The sequence below is a fragment of the Lutibacter sp. genome (assembly GCF_030692605.1).
Taxonomy (GTDB): Bacteria; Bacteroidota; Bacteroidia; order Flavobacteriales; family Flavobacteriaceae; genus Lutibacter.
The window spans coordinates 19,644-41,396 of record NZ_JAUYUD010000118.1; the positions used below are offsets into that span (position 1 = coordinate 19,644).

Here is a 21,753-nt window from a genome sequence, read left to right on the forward strand (position 1 = left end):
TTTATGATAAATGCCATAATTATTGAAGATGAAAGTTCTTCATATAATCATCTTAAACAAATTTTAGATTTTGAATATGGATCTAGCATTATAATTCTAGGTCATGCAACTGGGGTGAAATCTGGTATAAAATTAATAAATGACATGCATCCAGAATTAGTGTTTTTAGACATTCAGTTAGAAGATGGCACCGGTTTTGAATTATTGGATTTTTTTTCGAACACCGCTACTTTTGAAGTTATTTTTACAACGGGGCTAAGGGATTATAAAGAAAAAGCAATGGATTATTTTGCTTTTTATTACCTAAATAAACCCATTCAACAAGATCAATTAACGACAGTAATTGATAGATTTTTATCCAAAAAATCAGCTTTTGATGTTGAAAAATACTTTGCTTTCAAGAATCAAATAGAAAATAAAAGCAAAAAAATATCACTTCCAATTGCTAATGGAGACTTTATTATATTAGACTTAGACGAAATTATATATTGTGAAGCTGATGGTAGTTACACCCATTTTTTTACTATTAATAATAAAACCTATACCACATCAAACAATTTAAAAAAAGTTGAAACTATTTTAAACAATACTACTTTTTTTAGAATACATCGTTCTACACTATTAAATTTAAAACATATAAAACAATTCAATACTTCTGGAGAAATAAAACTTTCTAATGATAAAAAATTAATAGTTTCTTCAAGAAATAAAGCCCTTTTCTTAAAAACTCTAAAACAACTGAATTACTCTATAAATTAGGATTCTTCCTTTTAGTAAAAAACCAACCTACTGGAATTAATATTAAAAATAAATAGGAAACCAATGTAATTGTTCTTCCCGTTTTAATAATTTCAGGTTCAAATTTGAATTCAACAGTGTGTTTACCTGAACCAATTGGCATACCCCTGAGCACATAATTTACCTTATAATAAGGTGTTAAAACACCGTCTATATATGCATTCCACCCATTTTTATAATAAATCTCAGAAAAAATAACAAACTGATCTTTACTCGAATTATAACTATATGTTAAACTATTAGGCTTGTAGATATCCAATGAAATACTACGTGTAGAATCCATTTCGTAAGTTCTAGAAACATTTTTAGGTATATTGTTTGATGCAATTACTGCTTCAATCTTTGTATTTAAACTATCCAAAGCGAAAATTTCTTCATTTGCATCTTTCACAATTTTTAAATTGGATATAAACCACGCATTCCCATTTGCATCTGGATTTATTTGTGCCATTTCTCTCTGATTTTCATCAGCAAAAATCAAATACTTTACATTTAGCATATGAAGCATTTCAATATTGTTTTTAGCTATTTGATAATCAAAAAGTTCTTGATAAATTTTTAATTTAGCTGCATGGTAACCTCCAATTGATTTATGAAAATAAGAAGTTCCGCCATCGGTCATAATATCTTTGTTGAAATTTGCTACCCTATAAATACTTTTATCTTGTAAAATTTCTTTATCAACTTCAGAGGCTATATAAGGTTTATCAACTTTAGAAGCCATCACAAAATCGTTGCTATTAACATAACGCTTATTTACAACTACTAAATCGAATAAAATTAGAACTGCGATACTATAAATTGTAATATTTTTCGAAATAGTATTTTTTAAACTTAACCATAAAATGGCTGAAGTTAATCCTACAAGTACAAAAGTTCTAAGGCTATCAGCAAAAAATAACGCTTTCCTATCAGCAATAATTGCATCTAGTAATCCTGGTAATAAATCATCATATTGCTGGTCCCTTAATCCTTCAAAAGTAAATAATCCAGTTCCAACAACAGTAAACATCAATGCTAGTCCACCAACAACATAAATTGTATATTTTAATGATTTTAATTTAAATTCCTGCGATATTTTTTCATTAAAAAATTCTTTGATTGCTAATATCCCAAGTAACGGAATGGCTAATTCTGCTAAAACTTGAATAGATGATACAGCTCTAAATTTATTATATAGCGGAACATAATTGATAAAAAAGTCGGTTAAAAAATTTAAGTTTTTACCCCAACTCAACAAAATTGAAATAATAACAGTTGCAACCAACCAATTCTTTAATTTTCCTGAAACCAAAAAAATTCCCAATAAAAATAAAAATAACAGAATTGCTCCCACATAAGCTGGGGCTTCAACAATTGGCTGCATTCCCCAATACATTGGGGCAAACTCAGCAAATTGTTTAGCTTGATAAATTTCAGTTTTGTCTTTTAAAAAGTTATAAATATTAGAATCTGTACCTATATTTTCATAATTTCCACCACCCATAAAACGTGGAATAAATAAGTTGAATGTTTCGGAAATACCATAACTATATTCAGTAATATATTCTTTATCTAACCCTTTTGAAATTCCTTTTTGAGTACCATCTGGATTAATTGTTAACTCACTTTCCCCTCTTGTACTGCTAGAAACATACTCATTTGTTGCTAAAAGACTTGTTGCATTTATTCCAACGGCCAACACCATTGCTACAATCAAAACGCCAATTCTTTTAAAAAAATTTAGCAATTCTTTTTCTTTAATAGCTTCAATCAAAAATACAATTCCTAATACTAACACAGTAAAACCTAAATAATACGTCATTTGAGGATGACCCGTATTAATTTCCAATCCCATTGCAATCGCTGTTAGCACAAAACCCCACAAATATTTATGTTGTAAAACCAATAAAATTCCTGCCAAAACTAATGGCATATATGCAATAGCATGTGCTTTTGCATTATGCCCAACTCCTAAAATTATAACTAAATAAGTAGATAAACCAAATGATAGTGCTCCTAAAATAGCCAACTTATAATCAACATTTAGAACTAATAACAAAACAAAAAAACTTAAAAAGTAAAGAAAAAGATAATCAGCTGGTCTTGGTAAAAACCGCAATATATTATCTAATTTTTTAATATAATTATTTGGGTATAAGGCACTTAAATTATATGTAGGCATCCCGCCAAAAGCCGAATTTGTCCAATAAGGTTCACTGTCGTTTTCAGCTCTAAAGTCTTGAACTTCTTTAGCCATACCAATAAATTGGGTAATATCGCTTTGTAATATCTTTTTTCCTTCTAATAATGGAGCAAAGTATGCCATGGAAACGCCCACAAAAATTACAAAAGCAATTAAAAATGGCTTTATTGTAAGAATAATTTTATTCATTTATTTTTTATTTTGGTGAGAGAATTTAATTTTTATCATCTTTAATTTCTTCATAATCAACATACTCCCCCACTTCATTACTGCTTTCTTTAAGGTTTGGCTTTTTATCTATAACGGTTTCTCCAACCTTTCCTTTGGTAGTTTGATGCTGTTGATTTTGTTGCTCTTTATACTTTTTTTCAACGTTCTCTACTACTTTTTTAAAAAAAATAGGTAAAAATATCCTACTTAAAAACGTAAACACGTAGTAAACAATAATTATAATTGCAATTGTTCTTAATAATCCCATTTTACTAATCTTTAATAATGCACAAAAATAACAATTTGAGCACAACTAAAACGTTTAATTATTTAAAATCTTATATTTGACCATCAATACAAAACTATTATGAAAATTTTTTTTTACGTACTTGTTATCATATTAAATTTACAAATAGTTCATGCACAATATACCGAAATTATAAACTCCAAAAGACCTGGTTTTTCTGAAAGTCCTTACGGTGTTGGGACCGATGTAATGCAGTTTGAATCTGGTTTATTTTATCAATCTAATGCTTCAAATAATATTTTAGTTAGTCCTTCTTCAATGGGTGGTGAATTATTTTTTAGGTATGGGAAATTTAAAGAAAAACTCGAATTTAATGCATCAGTAGCTTATCAATCTAATGAAATTAATAATCCTTTTGGAGACCCAATTTACCATTATGGTGTCAGTCAATTAACTATTGGAGCAAAATATTTATTTTATCAAAAAGAATACACCGATAAAACTAAAGAAGTTAGAAGTTGGAAAAAAAGAATGGCTTTTGATAAAAACCGCTTGATTCCTTCTGTTGGAGCTTATGTAGGAGTACACACCAATTTTTTAGGAAAAGATTTTAAAGAAGATGGCATAAGTTATAAAGGAGCTGTATTGTTACAAAACGATTTTTCAGATCGCTTAGTGGTGCTAACTAATCTTTATGCCGATAAAATAACCTCTTTGCAGGAGCATTATTCATACATTGTTACAATGACCTATGCCGTAACACAAGATTGGTCGTTTTTTTTAGAAAATCAGGGTAAATTTTATGATGAATTTTCTCCTAATTATCAATTTGGTACAGGGGTTGCTTATTTGGTTTCTCCTAATTTACAATTAGATGCTTCTGTGAGAAGTAATTTATTAGAAGATTATGGTAATATGTATCTTTCAACTGGATTTTCTTGGCGTTTAGACCGTCATCAAGATTCATTTACTCTTAAAAATTCACCTCAGCAAAATTCAATTCCAAAACGAAGAAAAGGTGGCTTCTTTTCAAGAATATTTGGTAAAAAAAGAAATTAATAAAAAAATTGAAATGATAGTATTACAAGAAATGTGTTCTAAAAAGGAAATGAATGAATTTGTTAAATTTCCTTTTAAACTATATAAAAATAATCCTTATTGGGTTCCTCCCATTATTGATGATGAATTAGATTCCTTCAATCCTACTATTAATCCTGTTTTTGAACATGCCCAAGCTCAATTTTTTGTTGCCTTAAAAAATAATGAAATTGTAGGAAGGGTTGCTGCAATTATTAATTTTACTGAAATTAACCAACAAAAAGTTAAAAAAATGCGTTTTGGTTGGTTCGATTTTATTGACGATCTAGAGGTTTCTAAACTGTTGTTAAGTAAGGTCGAAGAAATTGGTAAACAAAATAACTTGGAGTTTATGGAAGGTCCGGTTGGATTTTCAAACTTAGATAAAGTTGGCGTTTTAACAGAAGGATTTGACCATGTCGGTTCTATGATAACTTGGTACAACTACCCATATTATAAGGATCATTTTGAAAAATTAGGATTTATAATTGAAAAAGAATATTTAGAAAATAAATTTCTTCTTAAAAATGTTGACCGTGAACCTTTGGAAAAATTTAATGAAATTATTAAAAGGAGATACCAAGTTACTTCACTTAATTTTACAAAAACAAAAGATATATTCCCATACGTTGATAAAATGTTTGATTTGTTTAATGAAAGTTATGCTTCTTTACCTTCATTTGTTCCAATTTCAGATGCAGAAAAAAAATATTTCAAAAAAAAGTATATCAGTTTTATCAACCCTGAATATATAAAATTCGTGCTGGATAAAGATGAAAATATTATTGCATTTTCTATAATTATGCCTTCGTTTTCTAGGGCATTACAAAAAGCGAAAGGAAAATTATTTCCATTTGGTATATTTCATTTATTACATGCAAAAAAAACAAGTAAAGATGTTCTTCTTTATTTAATAGGAGTTCATCCAAAATTTCAAAATAAAGGTATACATGCCCTTATTTTTAGAGAATTTCATATCACATGTGAACGAAATAAAATTGTAAACTGTATTAGAACTCCAGAACTTGCAACAAATAGTGCAATTGCAGCAATTTACAAAAACTTTGATCCTGTTACATTTAAAAAACGTTGTACTTATAAAAAAGAAATTTAATGCAATTATTTTTTAATACAGAAATTAACCAAGAATCTAAATCTTTCACTTTTGATAAAGATGAAAGTAGGCATATTGTAAAAGTGCTACGAAAAAAAGAGGGCGATACTATTTTTATTACTAACGGTGCTGGACTTTTATTTACTTCAATTGTAGAACTTGCGAATGATAAAAAATGTGTAGTTAAAATTATTAACATTAAAGTACATAAAAAACCTTGGAATTATTATTTGCATATTGCCATTGCACCTACCAAATTAAACGACAGATTCGAATGGTTTTTAGAAAAAGCAACTGAAATTGGAATTGATGAAATCACTCCCCTTATTTGCGATCATTCAGAACGGAAAATTGTTAAATATGATCGAATGGAAAAAATAATTCATTCAGCGGCTAAACAATCCTTAAAATATCATTTTCCAAAATTAAATGAGCAAATCAATTTCCATAATTTTATAACTAATCATACTAAAGGAACTTTATTAATTGCCCATTGTGAAGATGCTGAAAAGCAAAATTTAAAAACAATTGCAAATTCCCTAAATCAAATTACTATTTTAATTGGACCTGAAGGTGATTTTTCGAGCAAAGAAATTCTTCAAAGTTTGCAACATAATTATATTCCTGTATCTTTGGGAGCAAGCCGTTTGCGTACCGAAACAGCTGGTATAGTTGCCGTGCATAGTATTGCTTTTTTAAATGAATAGATTTGATGACTACATTTCAAAATTTTTATTTCAAAATTTTAAACAATAGTTTAGCTATTTATCTTTTTTCTATAACCTTTTTTCTATTTTCAAATTCCTCCGTTTTATCTCAAGAAGTTGCCATTTTAAAATATAATGGTGGAGGTGATTGGTATGCCAACCCAACAGCAGTCCCAAATCTAATTGCGTTTTGCAATAAAAACATCCAGACTACTATTAAAAAGAATCCACAAACTGTAGAAGCAAATAGTAGTGCACTTTTTAATTATCCAATTATTTTTATGACTGGTCATGGTAATGTTTTATTCTCTGAAGACGAAATTGAAAACCTTAGATTGTACCTAACTTCAGGTGGTTTTTTACACATTTCTGACAATTACGGTATGGACCAATATATTAGAAAGGAACTTAAAAATATATTTCCAGATCAAGAGTTACAAGAAATCCCAAAAAGTCATCCAATATTTCAACAAACGTTTAAATTTAACAATGGCTTACCTAAAATTCATGAACACGATAATAAAGCTCCACAAGGTTTTGGGCTCTTTTATAAAGATCGTTTGATTTGCTTTTATGATTATGAATCTGATTTGAGTGATGGATGGGAAGATGAAATAGTTCATAATAACACAGCAGAAACAAGAGAAAAAGCATTGAAAATGGGTGCAAATATTGTTGAATATGCCTTTAAAAATTAGAAATTTATATGACTGAAAATTTAGATTCCCTTAAAATAAATTTTAATAGCGAAGGTTTATGGGTTTTAAATATTACTCTTGCAATTATCATGTTTGGCGTTGCATTAGGGATTACCCTAGATGATTTTAAACGATTGATTAAAAACCCTAAAATTTTAATTACTGGAATTATATCTCAGTTCATACTTTTACCATTATTAACATTTTTTTTTATAAAAATTGTTAACCCAATGCCCAGTATTGCATTGGGATTAATGATGGTTGCAGCTTGCCCTGGTGGAAATATTTCAAATTTTTTATCACAACTTGCCAAAGGAAATGCGGCTTTGTCTGTTAGTTTAACAGCTTTTTCAACGCTCATATGTTTAGTAATGACCCCTTTTAACCTTCATTTTTGGGGGAATTTATATGCTCCAACAGCGCAAATTTTGCAAACTATTGAATTGAATCCATGGGAATTGGTTAAATTAGTGATGCTAATTTTAGGTGTTCCGATGATTTTAGGAATGTTATTTCGAAGTAAGAATCCATTGTATGCTCAAAAATTAGCAAAAATACTTAAACCTATTTCTTTGATTATTTTCATAACTTTTATAATTATTGCTTTTTCGGACAATTTTGATATTTTTATAAATTACATCCACTACGTATTTTTATTTGTTATTGCTCATAATATACTTGCTATTGCATTAGGCTTTTATTTTGCGAAACTGATGAAATTATCCTATCAAAATCAAAAAACATTGGCTATTGAAACCGGAATTCAAAATTCTGGTTTAGGGTTATTGCTCATTTTTAGTTTTTTTGATGGGTTAGGCGGTATGGCATTATTAGTAGCATTTTGGGCAATTTGGGATATAATTTCAGGATTACTTATCGCAGGTTATTGGTCTAGAGAGAAAATTAACGACTGATTTATGAATAATAAACTTTATATTTTATTTCGGTTTTATATTAAAATTGTACTTTTTTTCTTTCATAAAAAAATTATTGTTTTCGGTACCCAAAATATTCCAGATAAAGGTCCTGTTTTATTTATTGCAAATCATCAAAATGCATTGATTGACGCCCTTTTGATTCCTACAACAATTTCGTGTGAAATTTATTTTTTATCAAGAGCCAGTGCCTTTAGAAATAAATGGGTGAGTGCATTCTTGAAAAGTTTAAACATGATTCCTGTTTTTAGATTAAGAGATGGAATTAAAACTATAAAGAATAATGTTGAGGTTTTTGAAAAATGCGTTGAACTATTAAAAGAAGGAAAAGGGATTGAAATATTTGCTGAAGGAGAACATCATTTAACACGTAAAATTATTCCCCTTAAAAAAGGTTTTGCACGAATTGTTTTGGCAACCTTACAAAAATACCCCGACTTAAAAATTCAGATTGTTCCAATTGGGCTAAATTTTGATTCTCATTTAAATTTTCCAAGTAGTGTTTCTGTAATTTACGGAAAACCTATTTTAGCAAATGAGTTTATAGATTATTTAAACCCCGACATTCGATTTTTAGCACTTACTAATAAAGTAAAAAATGAGCTAAAAAAATTGACACTTCATATTGAAAATAAAAAAAAATATGACGAAATTATCGCACAATTAATGCAGCAAAATATCGATTTTTTAAATCCCGAAGAAGCCAATAAAATGGTTATTAATTTACCTGACAAATCCATTTTAATTACTAAAAAAAATATTGAAATAAATTGGTGGTTTCCTTTCCATTTAATTGCTAAATTAAATAGTATTTTTCCTTTACTAATTTGGTGGTATATTAAACCTAAAATAAAAGAAATTATATTTATAAGTACGTTTAGATTTGCGTTAATAGCAACTGCTTTTCCTATATTTTATTTGATTCAAACAGCCTTTGTTTATGCTTTTTTTAATTTGAAAATTGCTATTATATATTTATTAATAACAATTCTATTAGGAATAATTTCAACCAAAACAATGAAGGTTACTTTATAATTGCATCTTGAATATATTGTTGAATTTGCGTTCTAACATTTAGAGTAACCAACGTAGTATTATCCATTGTTGGGTAAACTCTATTTGATAAAAACACATAAACTATTTCACTTTCTGGATCTGCCCAAGTATAAGTTCCTGTAAATCCACTATGCCCAAAACTTGCATCTGAAACACAACCACAAGTAGCTTTAATAGTTGGGTCGAGTTGAGGCTTATCAAATCCAACTCCCCTCCTTACACCTTCTTCAGCATAATATCGTTGATTAAATTTGTCTAAAGTTTCAGGTTTTAAAAACCTATGACCACCATAATATCCTTTTTGTAAATACATTTGCATTATTTTGGCAACATCATTTGCATTTCCAAATAATCCGGCGTGTCCACCAATGCCGTTTAACATAGCAGCTCCCATATCATGGACATATCCCTGCAACGTTTGATACCTAAAATAGGTGTCTTTTTCAGAAGGAATAATTTGAGATTTAGCTATTTTTATTAAAGGATTGTATGTTAAATTTGAAGCTCCCAATTCTTTATAAAAATGTTCTTGAGTTAACTCATCCAAATCTTTATTATAGTAATTTTCTAAATAATTTTTGAATAAGTAAAATGCTAAATCACTGTATTTGTATCCTTTTTCTTCACGTTGTGGCTCCTCCTTTATCTTTTTATAAATTACATTTTCATAACTTGTTTTTAAAAATAAACTATCCGCAACCTTTAAACTAAACCTTTTTGAAAATGTTTTTTCATAAAATTCATCAGATGGCATTTTAGAAATACTATCTAATGTCCCTTTGTAAAACGGAATCCAAGCCTGTAATTTTCCATTATGTGACAATACCTCTTTAACAGTTAAATCTTTCTTATTAGACCTTTTTAAAAAGGGTAATAAACTCTCTAATTTATTATCTAATTCTATTTTTCCATCTTCTTCCAGCTCCATCAAAAGTGGCAATGTTGCCAATACTTTTGTGAGCGAAGCCAAATCGTACACATGATTATTTTCTACTTTCACAGAATCTTCTGTGGTATGATTTCCAAAACTTTTGTTATAAATAACTTTTCCTTTTCTAGCCACTAATACCTGCAACCCAGGAGCCATTTTATTAGCTATTATAACGGTTGCCATAGAATCAATTTTTTGCAATTTATTCGAATCCATCCAAACTTCTTCAGGCAAACCATAACTCAATCTTTTTAAACCAGATAACATAATTCCTGAACCTTCTGCAAATTCATTTCTAATTGATACTGGCAATTTACCGTTAATATCTATAGCTCCAAAAATCATTTGAGCGGTAATTTCTTGGGCAATTTCACTATTTTGATAAGCCACTACCACTCCTTCAATATTTTCAAAAGACTTTATTTGAAGTAAACTATATGGACTCGCAAATACGTTTAAAATAACCTGTTTTTTTCTAGCAATTTCTTGAAGCAAAACCAATTCATTATTCAAAAATTTATAATCTTTCCAAGGCGTAGCATTTGATTTATGATAGCCAATAATAATCAAATTATATGGTTCCAATTCATTTTTAAGTTGATCCAAATTTTCATTTGAAATCTCATCAACTTCAGTGTAATTTTTAAGCATTTTTAAGAATCCACTATGATCATCATCACCCAATTTTACAAAAGCAATTTTCTTTTTTTCTAAATACTGAATAGGAAAAATATTTAATTTATTTTTCAGCAACGTGATAGAATTTTCTACTAACTCTCTGTGAAGAAGTCTATTATGAATTGTATTTAAATCATTCTCTAAATTCAATTTATCTATTGGTTTAAAATTATTTAAGCCAGCCCAGTATTTTGCATTCAATATTTTTCGAACAGAATAATCTAACCTTTCAATACTAATTGAATTATTATTTATTGCATTTTTAATTTTAGAAATAGCGGCAGGAACATCTTCTGGTATTAACAACATATCATTTCCTGCCATAAATGCGGCAAGATCAACTTCACCAGGTTTTGCAAAATTTGAAGCTCCCTTCATATTAAGAGCGTCGGTTAATATTAAACCGTTAAACTGAAGCTTTTCTTTCAATAATGAAGTTACAACGTTATAAGATAGTGAGGTTGGCAAATCTGTTTTTGGTTCTAACGCTTTTACATTTAAATGTGCCACCATTACACTTGCCAATTTATTTTTTATCAGGTGTTTATAAGGATAAATTTCAATTGAATCTAAGCGTTCCATATCAAAATCTAGAATTGGTAAAGTTTTATGTGAGTCTGAGGCTGTGTCACCATGACCTGGAAAATGTTTGGCATTGGCGAGCACATTTTCACTTTGCATCCCATTTATAAATGCTAATGCTTTTTGAGTAACATTTTCTCTATTTTCACCAAAAGATCTATTCCCGATAATTGGATTTTCAGGATTTATATTCACATCCACAACTGGTGCAAAATTTATATGAATCCCAACTCTTTTACAATGCGCGCCAATTTGGGCACCCATTTTTTCAATTAATTGTTCATCTCTAATAGCACCAAGTGTCATATTCCAAGGAAAACGATAGGTGTTTTTTAAACGCATATCTAACCCCCATTCACCATCAAAACCAATTAACATTGGAATTTTAGATTTAGACTGATAATTATTAGTTAAACTTACCTGACTTTCAGGGGTTCCCTGCATAAAAATTAAACCCCCAATATGATTTTTAATAATTAGCTCTTCAATGCCTTTTTGATGTTTCTCATCTTTATTCGAATAAGCTTGAACCATAAATAATTGACCAATTTTTTCATCTATTGTCATTTTTTTTAGATGTGATTCAACCCATGTTTTCTGAGCCTCGGCATCAACAGTTTCAAGCGGATTGGTTTGTTGAGCTTGTACAAAACTACCAATTAACAGTAAAATAGGAATTATATATTTTTTAATCATTTATTACAAAAGTTGATTCTTAAAATAGGTTAGATTTTTATTAAAAAAAAATCGGTTAAAATTATTAATTTTTCGAAACTAAAAAGCGTTTATGCCAACTATTTGCAACTATAACTTCCCAATTTTGTTCAAATTCCTGTTTTGTAGCTACCATATTATTGAAAACAATAGTGTTGGAATTTATTTTTCCTTGTTTTACAAAATCTTGAAACGTTGCCATTGAAACAACATTAATATTTTCAGCATTCTTAAAGGATATGTTTAATTTATTGGTGAAATCAACTGTATATTTTTTTTCAAATTCTTTAAATAAATTAACTGAAGAGTCTATGGAACAACCTGATACTTCATTCATATTTTCATCTACTGCAAGAATTACAAATTGATTGTATTTAATTGCAAATGATGCTTTTAAATCATCTCCATGTCGTTTCCAATTATTTAAAAAAACTATTAATTTTTCACTAATTTCATTTATTTCAGTATCAGCAAGCTCTTTATTAGCTTGGTAAATCCAAACCCTTGAAGTAGCTGGCATTTCATAAAAACTAACGTACATATTATAATTTTTGGTTGAACTTATTTTTTAAATCGTCTAAGGTACTTTCTTTATAATCTTTATTTTCTCTATCTCTAATTTCTCCCAGCACCTTTTTAGTATATAATGGAAAATCTGCATTCTGAATCCATGAAAAGTAACCTTTATCATCATTTAAGACTTCAACAACTTTTTTACCTTTATGTTTTCCGAAAGAAAATATTTCATCTCCTTCATCATCAAACAGAATAAATCCAGCAAAATCTGCTCTTTTAGAATGAGTAGAATACTCGTTTAAAAACGACACATTATTTTCTAACTCTGGATATTTATCTAGTTGTGCTAGCAAAATTTCGTAGGTTGCATTAGTATCTGCTTCAGCAGAATGTGCATTTTCCAAAATTTTACCACAATAAAATTGATAACCCGCACTTAAGGTTCGTTCTTCTTTTTTATGAAAAATTACCTGAACATCTATGGATTCTCTGTCTTTCATATCAAAATTAATATCACATCGAAGCATTTCTTCAGCCAACAATGGAATATCAAAACGGTTCGAATTAAAACCCGCCAAATCACAACCATCAATTAACTTGTTTATTTGAGGAGCTAATTCTTTAAAAGTTGGTTCATTTAACACCTTTTCATTGGTAATTCCGTGAATAGCAGACGCTTCTTTAGATATTTCAATAATAGGATTTACCAACCATGTTTTACTTTCTTTAGTGCCATTAGGAAATACTTTCAAAATAGAAATTTCAACAATTCTATCATTTGCAATGTTAATTCCTGTAGTTTCTAAATCAAAAAAAACAATAGGTTTATTTAATTTTAATTCCATAATATATGTGCTTTTTCAGTTGGTAAAGATACAATTTGAAAGTTAGGATTTATTTAAGGAAATTAGTGTTTTCCTAAAGTTTTTAACAATTATTAGTTTTTAGAATAGTAGGAATATTTTAAATTGCTACTTCACAATAATGAATTTAACAACTAATTTTAGTTAACTTATTCACTTTCTAATTGTTTTTTATAATTCCCAATTTCGACTTTGTACTTTTCAGGTAGTTCTGGTTCTTTAAAATTATATTTTTTTAACGTGTCAACAATAGTTTGAGCCACCATAACACGTGAAGACAGTTTATCATCTGAAGGAATAATATACCACGGAGCATAGCTGGTTGAGGTTTTGTTCAGTAATTCTTGATAACACCACTGATATTCATCCCAAAGCTTTCTTTCTTTTAAATCGCCAGGAGAAAATTTCCAATTTTTCTCTTTTAAACGTAGTCGTCTTAACAATCTATTTTTTTGCTCATCTTTAGATAAGTGTAAAAATAATTTTATAATAATGGTTCCATTATTTACAATATGCTTTTCAAAATTATTAATTTCCTCCATTCTATTATCAAAGAAGGCATCATCTAAAACATCTACACTTGTTGCAACAGGTATATTTTCACTAACAATATATTCAGGATGAACCCGTGTAACTAACACATTTTCATAATGAGTTCTGTTAAATATTCCAATTTTACCACGCTCTGGCAATGCAATATAATGACGCCATAAATAATCATGTTTTTTTTCTAATTCAGAAGGAACTTTAAAACTATGTACCTCAACACCTTGCGCATTAACTTCTTTAAATACTTCTCTAATTAAACTATCCTTTCCTGAAGTATCCATTCCTTGCAAACAAACCAATACAGCGTATTTTCCCTCGGCATACATGGCATCTTGCAATTTACTTAATTGCCTATTTAGTTTTTTTAACTTCTTAGATCCTTTTTCAATAATTTCTGAAGTAGAAAAATCACCTAATTTAATTGAGTTGGATACTTGGTATGGGTTCATCTAAAAATATGTTTAGCCTATAAATTTGAGAAAAATAGTTGAGAAATGTGAAATTATTTACTTGCAAACAACTTAACATCGTTTTCTGAAACTTGTTTCTCCCCTAAAATAATCAAGCGTTCCACTACATTTCTAAGTTCACGTATGTTACCCGTCCAATTATAGTCTTGTAATAATTTTACTGCTTGAGGAGAAAAGATTTTTGTAATTGCTCCTTGTTCTTGAGCAATTTGTTCAGCAAAAAATTGAATTAAAATAGGTATATCATCTCTTCTATCATTTAAGGAAGGAACATCAATTATAATTACAGCCAATCTATGATATAAATCTTCTCTAAACTTTCCTTCAGAAATTTCCTTTTGCAAATCTTTATTAGTAGCGGCAATTACCCGCACATTTACCTTAATATCTTTATCACTACCTACCCTTGTAATTTTACTTTCTTGCAAAGCACGCAACACCTTGGCTTGTGCTGAAAGACTCATATCTCCAATCTCATCTAAAAAAATAGTACCACCATGTGCGGCTTCAAACTTACCTTCTCTATCTTTAACAGCACCTGTAAAAGAACCTTTTACATGTCCAAATAATTCACTTTCAATTAGTTCTGAAGGAATGGCAGCACAGTTTACTTCAATCATCGGAGCCTTTGTTCGTTCGCTTTTTTCGTGTAACCAGTGCGCAACTAACTCCTTTCCTGTTCCATTTTGACCAGTTATTAAAACTCTTGCGTCAGTAGGAGCTACTTTTTCTATCATAGATATAATATGAGTTATGGCTTCACTTTCGCCAATCATCTCATATTTTTTACTTACTTTTTTCTTTAAAAGTTTATTTTCTACAACTAGCTCTTTACGGTCTAGTGCATTTCTAACAGTATTTAATAATCTATTTAAATCAGGCGGTTTAGAAATGTAATCAAAAGCACCCAAACGCATCGTATTAACAGCAGTATCCAAATCACCGTGACCCGATATCATTACCATTGGAATTTCAGGTTTTAGCTTTTTAACTTTTTCTAAAACCTCAACACCATCCATTTTTGGCATTTTTATATCACAAAGCACTAAATCATAGTCGGTTTTAGTGATCTTATCTATTCCAATAATACCATCTTCTGCTTCTTCAACAAAATAGGTATCATTTTCTTCAGAAATTATTTTTTTTAATACCCTGCGAATTGCAGCTTCGTCTTCAATTATTAATATTTTTGGCATTTTTATATTTTTTTTGAGAAAAGAAAGAGGAAATAAATACCTCCATTTTTTATGTTCTCAGTTTATCTTTTAACCTTTAAATCGTAAATCAAAAATCGTATATCGTAAATCAGAGCCTAATATTTCAACCATTTATATAATTCTTTATACGTTGGTTTTTTACCATACATTAAAATACCAACTCTATAAATTTTAGCGGCAAACCAAACAATACCAATAAATGTTATAATTAACAAAAACATTGAAACTGCTATTTGCCACCATGGTACCCCAAATGGAATACGCATTAACATTACTATTGGCGAAGTTAAGGGAAATAATGAAAACCCTAAAGCAATAGGTCCATGCGGATTTTCAATAACCGAAAAACCAACATAAATAGCAATTATTAATGGCATTAAAACTGGCATCATAAATTGCTGAGTATCTGTTTCACTATCAACAGCTGCGCCTATTGCTGCATAAATAGAACTGTAAATTAAATAGCCTCCTAAAAAATAAATAATAAAAGAAAAAAACATAGTAAGAATTGGTAAATTCTTAATTTCTTGCAATGCTAATTGTATGTCACTCATGGCTGATTCTTGCACTTGTTGAACCACTCCATTTGTAATCTGAGTTGAGTTTGCTGCTACTTCAGTTGCATCTGGTCCTAAAATTAAAGTAATGGCAAACATTAAAAAGCCAGCCGAAATCATCCAAATAATAAATTGTAAAATTCCTGCTAATGCGTTTCCAATTATTTTTCCCATCATTAACTGAAAAGGTTTTACAGAAGATATAATTACTTCAATAATTCTACTTGTTTTTTCTTCAATAACACTTCTCATTACCGAAGTGCCATAAATAATTATAAACATAAAAATTAAATATCCAAAACCTCCTCCAGTTGCCATTTTTAACATACTCCCCATTTTAGATGATTTTTCTCCCGAAAAATTTTCAGAATGAACCGTAACCACCGTTTCTGCTGCTTTTATTTTTTCAATGTCAAATTGCAGTTGCTCTATTTTTAAATCTCTTATTTTACGCTCTAAATTATGTTCAATATCGCCTACTAAACTTAAACTAGGGGATTCGTTTGAATAAAATAAAATACTACTTGCCAACTCATTTAAACTATCTTTTTTAGGAATATAAACGAGTCCGTAATAAAATTCATTGGTTTTTTCTTTTGCCAATGCTAAACCCAGTTCTGTTAAATTTATATATTTTGTAGATTCAGAATCAATAAATACTGATTCCATTAAATTAGATTCATCTACAAATGCAACGGTTCTAATTTCCTCACTATTTTTTTGGTTTAGAAATACAATAAGTGCAAAAAGTCCAACCATTAAAAGCGGACTCAAAATAGTCATTACTATAAACGACTTATTTTTAACCTTTGCTAAAAATTCCCTTTTAACTATTAATTTTAATTTATTCATGGTTAATTGTTAATTATGTGAAGCAACAGCTTTCAAAAATATATCGTTTACACTTGGTATAATTTCTGAAAAATGATTGATCTGTGCTTTTGCATTTAGAAATTGAATTAGGTCTTTTGATGTTTCTCCATTTTTAAGTCCAATAATTAATTTAGTATCTGCATATATTAATTTAGAAGAAGAATGTTCAAAATTAAAATGATGACCAATTTCTTGAAGTAATTCATCTTCATTATCTGTAATCAGCCCAACTTCAAACGTATTGGTTTTAAATTGTTGTTTAATATCATTCAGTTTTCCATCTAAAATTTTATTCGATTTATGAATAAGCGCAATGTGTTCACATAACTCTTCAACCGATTCCATTCTATGCGTTGAAAATATAATACTTGCTCCATTTTCGCGTAATTTCAATATTTCATCTTTAATTAAATTTGCGTTAATTGGGTCGAAACCACTAAATGGTTCATCAAAAATTAATAATTTAGGTTCGTGAAGTACCGTTACTATAAACTGAACTTTTTGTGCCATTCCTTTCGATAATTCCTGAATTTTTTTATTCCACCAATTACCAATATCAAATTTTTCAAACCAGAAAAGTAATTTTTTTTTCGCTTCTTGTTTAGACATTCCTTTAAGTTGGGCCAAGTACAATGCTTGTTCTCCAACCGTCATACTTTTGTATAATCCTCGTTCTTCTGGTAAATATCCAATAGATTGAATATGATTTTGACTTAAAGGTTCTCCATCTAAATAAATAGAGCCGCTATCAGGCAAGGTAATTTGATTTATAATTCTTATTAAAGATGTTTTTCCAGCTCCATTTGGGCCTAATAATCCAAAAATACTTCCTTTAGGTATTTCAATTGAAATATTGTTTAAAGCGGTATAATTACCATATGTTTTATAAACGTTTTCTACTTTTAAAATAGGTTTCATGAAGGCGTTTTAAATTTTGAACGAAATTAATTTTTATTTAGCTAAAAACAGTTAAAACCACTATAAAATTTGAAAAATCCCAATAATTCTCATTTTTATTTAACAAAAAAACCGAGAATCTTAGTTAAAAATCATCTCGGTTATTAAAATTATAAAACATTGTATTATTCTAATTTTTCAATATATTTTTTTTGAATTGTTCTCAATAATTCAATGCTTGCTTTTGGTTTTACAATTCGTAAAATTTCAGTAATACCTTCATTTGCATATAATATTCCCTTTGCTATATCGTAATTCGAATCATTAATATTATGCTTAATTTCGTATGTTGCCACTTTAAACTCTTCCCAACTCATATATCTTGGCACTTCAATATAATGCACATCTGTATCATTCAAAGACTTGTAAATACCTTCTTCCAATTCTTCTAATTCAAAAAACCTATTTATTCTAATTAGTGCCTCGGTATCTTTAAATTTTTCGCTTTTTGCAAAATCGTATCCAGCCGCCTTATAATATTGTTGAATTTGCTCAATTTCAGTATACCTATTTATTCCTTTAATACGCACTCCATTCAATTTCCTATTTTTTATGGTGATTTCACATTTGGCACCATTCAAATTAAGATTATGTTCCTTATTAATAGTACGTGTAACTCGTAAAATTTTTTCAAATGAATTTGGTGTTTTAGTAACAAATATGATAGACACCGGTTTATTAATATCTGTAAATCGACAATAATACGATTCAAATGGATCTGGAACATTAATTACAAATGTATTCGGAATTTTGTTAGTATCAACAGTATCAATGTTTTCTTGAATTATTAATTTACCTATTCGCTCTTTTGTTCCCATAAATTTGGACTTTTGTTATTTGATTTAAACTTATCCTTTTTTTTTATAATAAACAAATATTTTAAAATATTAGATTTTTTAAAAAATACTATGCGCGCATAGTATTTTTTTATATATTTGAAACATGCAAAAAGAACAAACTATAGATCACGTGCTTAGAGCAACCTGGCAGGCCGTTGCGAAAATGTACAACGAACAAGCTGCACAATACGATAGTACTATGGCTATGGCCTTTGTATTACTAAATATTGACATGGAAAATGGGACTCCATCAACATCACTAGGCCCACAAATGGGAATGGAACCAACTAGTTTATCTAGAATACTAAAAAGTATGGAAGAAAAAGGTGCTATTTATAGAGAGAAGAATCCAAACGATGGTAGAAGTGTCTTAATTAAATTAACCGATTATGGTCGAGAAAGTAGAATAACTTCTAAAGAGCATGTAATCTTATTTAACCAAGCTGTGAAAAATAATATTTCTGAAGAAAAACTAAAGTGCTTTTTTGAAGTGACTCAAATTATAAATGAGCTTATTTTAGAAAAATCCATTTTTAAACAAAAACCAACTAATTAAAAACTATAAAACAATGAAAAGATCCATTAAAAAAATAGCCGTAATTGGTTCTGGAATTATGGGATCTGGAATTGCTTGCCACTTTGCCAACATTGGGGTGGAAGTACTATTACTAGATATTATTCCAAGAGAATTAAACCCTGACGAACAAGCAAAAGGACTAACGCTTGAAAGTTCGGTAGTTAGAAACAGAATTGTTAACGATAGTTTAACAGCCTCTTTAAAATCTAAACCATCACCTATTTACAATCAAAAATTCGCTGGTAGAATTGCCACGGGTAACTTAGAAGACGATATTCAAAGGATTAATGATGTTGATTGGATTATTGAAGTTGTAGTTGAAAGACTTGATATTAAAAAACTTGTTTTTGATAAAGTTGAAAAGTATAGAAAACCAGGTACATTGGTAACTTCTAATACCTCTGGAATTCCAATACAATTTATGAATGAAGGTAGAAGTGAAGATTTTCAACACCACTTTGCGGTTACTCACTTTTTTAACCCTCCTCGTTATTTAAAATTATTTGAAGTTGTTCCAGGTCCAAATTGCAAACAAGAAGTTACCGACTTTTTAATGATGTATGGCGAAAAATTTTTAGGAAAAACATCGGTTTTAGCAAAAGATACTCCTGCTTTTATTGGAAATAGAGTTGGTATTTTTGGTATAATGAGCCTTTTTCATCAAGTAAAAGAATTAGGTTTAACAGTAGAAGAGGTCGATAAATTAACTGGTCCAGTTATTGGTCGTCCAAAATCTGCTACTTTTAGAACGGTTGATGTTGTTGGTTTAGACACCTTGGTGCATGTTTCTAATGGAATTTACGAAAATTGTCCAAACGATGAAGCACATGAACTATTTAAACTTCCATCTTTTATTGATAAAATGATGGAAAATAAATGGTTAGGAAGTAAAACCAAACAAGGTTTTTATAAAATGGTTGTTGAAAACGGTCAAAAAAATATTTTATCGTTAGATTTAGATACATTAGAATATCGTCCAAACAAAAGAGCAAAATTTGCAACCCTAGAACTAACTAAAACTATTGATAATGTTATTGATAGGTTTAAAGTATTAATCAAAGGAAAAGACAAAGCTGGTGATTTTTATAGAAAGAATTTTGCTGCAATGTTTGGTTATGTTCAAAATAGAATTCCAGAAATCTCTGATGAATTATACCGATTAGACGATGCTATGAAAGCTGGTTTTGGATGGGAACACGGGCCATTCGAAATATGGGATGCCATAGGTATAGAAAAAGGGATTGAATTAATGCAAGCCGAAAATATTCCTGTTGCCAATTGGATTACTGAAATGGTTGCAAGTGGAACAAATAGTTTTTATGCCGTTAAAGATGGAGCAAAGTATTACTATGCCATTCCTTCAAAAAAATTAGAGAAAATTCCTGGTCAGGACAGCTTTATTATTTTAAATAATATTAGAGAAGCAAAAACTATTTGGTCCAATGCTGGAGCATCTATTCAGCATTTAGGAGATGGTGTTTTAAATGTTGAATTCCAATCTAAAATGAATACACTAGGTGGCGAGGTATTACAAGCCATTAATAAAGGAATTGATTTAGCCGAAACAGAATACAGTGCGCTAATTATTGGTAATCAAGGTCCAAACTTTTCAGTTGGGGCAAACTTAGCTATGGCATTTATGATGGCTGTTGAGCAAGAATATGATGAACTTAATTTCTCGGTTAAATTTTTCCAAGATACCGTAATGCGTTTACGCTACTCTTCTTGTCCTACAATAATTACACCACATGGATATACTTTTGGTGGTGCTTGTGAAATGAGCATGCACGCAGATAAAGTTATAGCTGCAGCTGAAACATATATTGGATTGGTTGAATTTGGAGTTGGAATAATTCCTGGTGGTGCTGGTTCAAAAGAAATGACTAAAAGAGCTTCTGACGGATTGTTAAAAGACGATGTAAAACTTAATAAATTACGTGATTATTTTATCAATGTAGCTATGGCTAAAGTGGCAACTTCGGCACATGAAGCATACGATTTAGGCTTCTTTAAAGAACATAAAGACATTGTTGTTGTTAATAAAGATCGTCAAATTGCAACAGCAAAACGACATGCAATTCAAATGCTCGAAGATGGTTATACCCAACCTGTTCCAGAAAAAGTATTGGTTTATGGTCAACAAGCATTAGGTATGTTTTTAGTTGGTACAGATAGTTTAGAAAAAGGACATTATGCTTCTGAACATGATAAAAAAATAGCTAATAAATTAGGCTATGTTATGGCAGGTGGAGATTTATCCGAACCAACTTATGTGTCTGAACAATATTTATTAGACATTGAACGTGAGGCTTTTATGAGCTTGTGTGCAGAACGTAAAACATTAGAACGCATAGAACATATGCTAAAAACAGGGAAACCGTTACGTAATTAATATTGAGATAT

19 protein-coding genes are annotated in these 21,753 nt (G+C 29.4%); 9 read left to right on the forward strand and 10 right to left on the reverse strand.

Features of this window, described 5'->3' with window-relative positions; all coding sequences use genetic code 11:
• Window positions 1–3: 3 nt before the first annotated feature.
• On the forward strand, window positions 4–759 hold the full coding sequence (locus tag Q8S45_RS12800) for a LytTR family DNA-binding domain-containing protein (protein ID WP_305605563.1): 756 nt from the start codon (window positions 4–6) through the stop codon (window positions 757–759).
• Here the strand turns inward: Q8S45_RS12800 and Q8S45_RS12805 are convergent.
• Together Q8S45_RS12805 and Q8S45_RS12810 are read right to left on the reverse strand one after the other, a co-directional pair.
• On the reverse strand, window positions 749–3,172 hold the full coding sequence (locus Q8S45_RS12805) for a YfhO family protein (RefSeq protein ID WP_305605566.1): 2,424 nt from the start codon (window positions 3,170–3,172) through the stop codon (window positions 749–751). The genes Q8S45_RS12800 and Q8S45_RS12805 overlap by 11 nt on opposite strands.
• Window positions 3,173–3,197: 25 nt before the next feature.
• Window positions 3,198–3,461, reverse strand: a complete 264-nt coding sequence (locus Q8S45_RS12810) for a DUF4834 family protein (RefSeq protein ID WP_305605569.1) — start codon at window positions 3,459–3,461, stop codon at window positions 3,198–3,200.
• A 99-nt stretch (window positions 3,462–3,560) separates the two neighbouring features.
• Here Q8S45_RS12810 and Q8S45_RS12815 point away from each other — a divergent pair, with 99 nt between their 5' ends.
• The 6 genes from Q8S45_RS12815 to Q8S45_RS12840 are packed head-to-tail and all read left to right on the forward strand — an operon-like array spanning window position 3,561 to window position 9,006.
• Window positions 3,561–4,499, forward strand: a complete 939-nt coding sequence (locus Q8S45_RS12815) for a transporter (RefSeq protein WP_305605572.1) — start codon at window positions 3,561–3,563, stop codon at window positions 4,497–4,499.
• Between the two features lie 13 nt (window positions 4,500–4,512).
• Window positions 4,513–5,631, forward strand: coding sequence for a GTP cyclohydrolase (locus tag Q8S45_RS12820; protein ID WP_305605575.1), 1,119 nt, complete (start codon window positions 4,513–4,515; stop codon window positions 5,629–5,631).
• Window positions 5,631–6,338, forward strand: a complete 708-nt coding sequence (locus Q8S45_RS12825) for a 16S rRNA (uracil(1498)-N(3))-methyltransferase (protein ID WP_305605577.1) — start codon at window positions 5,631–5,633, stop codon at window positions 6,336–6,338. The genes Q8S45_RS12820 and Q8S45_RS12825 overlap by 1 nt, the downstream gene beginning before the upstream one ends.
• 5 nt (window positions 6,339–6,343) lie before the next feature.
• Window positions 6,344–7,036 (forward strand): DUF4159 domain-containing protein, encoded by a 693-nt coding sequence (locus Q8S45_RS12830; RefSeq protein ID WP_305605580.1) that lies wholly within the window; start codon window positions 6,344–6,346, stop codon window positions 7,034–7,036.
• 8 nt (window positions 7,037–7,044) lie between these two features.
• On the forward strand, window positions 7,045–7,950 hold the full coding sequence (locus tag Q8S45_RS12835) for a bile acid:sodium symporter family protein (RefSeq protein ID WP_305605582.1): 906 nt from the start codon (window positions 7,045–7,047) through the stop codon (window positions 7,948–7,950).
• A gap of 3 nt (window positions 7,951–7,953) precedes the next feature.
• Entirely contained in the window at window positions 7,954–9,006 is a 1,053-nt protein-coding gene (locus Q8S45_RS12840) for a 1-acyl-sn-glycerol-3-phosphate acyltransferase (RefSeq protein ID WP_305605585.1), read from the forward strand.
• On the opposite strand, the gene Q8S45_RS12845 is transcribed toward Q8S45_RS12840, so the two are convergent.
• From Q8S45_RS12845 to Q8S45_RS12880, 8 genes are all read right to left on the reverse strand, one after another.
• Window positions 8,996–11,914 (reverse strand): glycoside hydrolase family 3 N-terminal domain-containing protein, encoded by a 2,919-nt coding sequence (locus Q8S45_RS12845; RefSeq protein WP_305605588.1) that lies wholly within the window; start codon window positions 11,912–11,914, stop codon window positions 8,996–8,998. The genes Q8S45_RS12840 and Q8S45_RS12845 overlap by 11 nt on opposite strands.
• 64 nt (window positions 11,915–11,978) lie before the next feature.
• Window positions 11,979–12,473, reverse strand: a complete 495-nt coding sequence (locus tag Q8S45_RS12850) for an ABC transporter ATPase (RefSeq protein WP_305605590.1) — start codon at window positions 12,471–12,473, stop codon at window positions 11,979–11,981.
• A 1-nt stretch (window position 12,474) separates the two neighbouring features.
• Window positions 12,475–13,293 carry a 3'-5' exonuclease gene (locus tag Q8S45_RS12855; protein ID WP_305605593.1) on the reverse strand — a complete coding sequence of 273 codons (819 nt, stop codon included), beginning with the start codon at window positions 13,291–13,293 and terminating at the stop codon, window positions 12,475–12,477.
• A gap of 167 nt (window positions 13,294–13,460) precedes the next feature.
• A complete protein-coding gene (locus Q8S45_RS12860) occupies window positions 13,461–14,309 on the reverse strand; it encodes a PPK2 family polyphosphate kinase (protein ID WP_305605596.1) in 849 nt (282 codons plus the stop codon).
• Between the two features lie 53 nt (window positions 14,310–14,362).
• On the reverse strand, window positions 14,363–15,526 hold the full coding sequence (locus Q8S45_RS12865) for a sigma-54 dependent transcriptional regulator (RefSeq protein ID WP_305605600.1): 1,164 nt from the start codon (window positions 15,524–15,526) through the stop codon (window positions 14,363–14,365).
• Between the two features lie 116 nt (window positions 15,527–15,642).
• Window positions 15,643–16,956, reverse strand: coding sequence for an ABC transporter permease (locus Q8S45_RS12870; RefSeq protein ID WP_305605603.1), 1,314 nt, complete (start codon window positions 16,954–16,956; stop codon window positions 15,643–15,645).
• A gap of 9 nt (window positions 16,957–16,965) precedes the next feature.
• Entirely contained in the window at window positions 16,966–17,895 is a 930-nt protein-coding gene (locus Q8S45_RS12875; RefSeq protein WP_305605606.1) for an ABC transporter ATP-binding protein, read from the reverse strand.
• Window positions 17,896–18,059: 164 nt separating this feature from the next.
• Window positions 18,060–18,752, reverse strand: coding sequence for a hypothetical protein (locus Q8S45_RS12880; protein ID WP_305605608.1), 693 nt, complete (start codon window positions 18,750–18,752; stop codon window positions 18,060–18,062).
• Between the two features lie 124 nt (window positions 18,753–18,876).
• On the opposite strand from Q8S45_RS12880, the gene Q8S45_RS12885 reads away from it, so the two are divergent.
• Both Q8S45_RS12885 and Q8S45_RS12890 read left to right on the forward strand, forming a co-directional pair.
• Window positions 18,877–19,329 (forward strand): MarR family winged helix-turn-helix transcriptional regulator, encoded by a 453-nt coding sequence (locus Q8S45_RS12885; RefSeq protein WP_305605620.1) that lies wholly within the window; start codon window positions 18,877–18,879, stop codon window positions 19,327–19,329.
• Between the two features lie 13 nt (window positions 19,330–19,342).
• Window positions 19,343–21,742, forward strand: coding sequence for a 3-hydroxyacyl-CoA dehydrogenase/enoyl-CoA hydratase family protein (locus Q8S45_RS12890; RefSeq protein ID WP_305605623.1), 2,400 nt, complete (start codon window positions 19,343–19,345; stop codon window positions 21,740–21,742).
• Window positions 21,743–21,753: the final 11 nt, after the last annotated feature.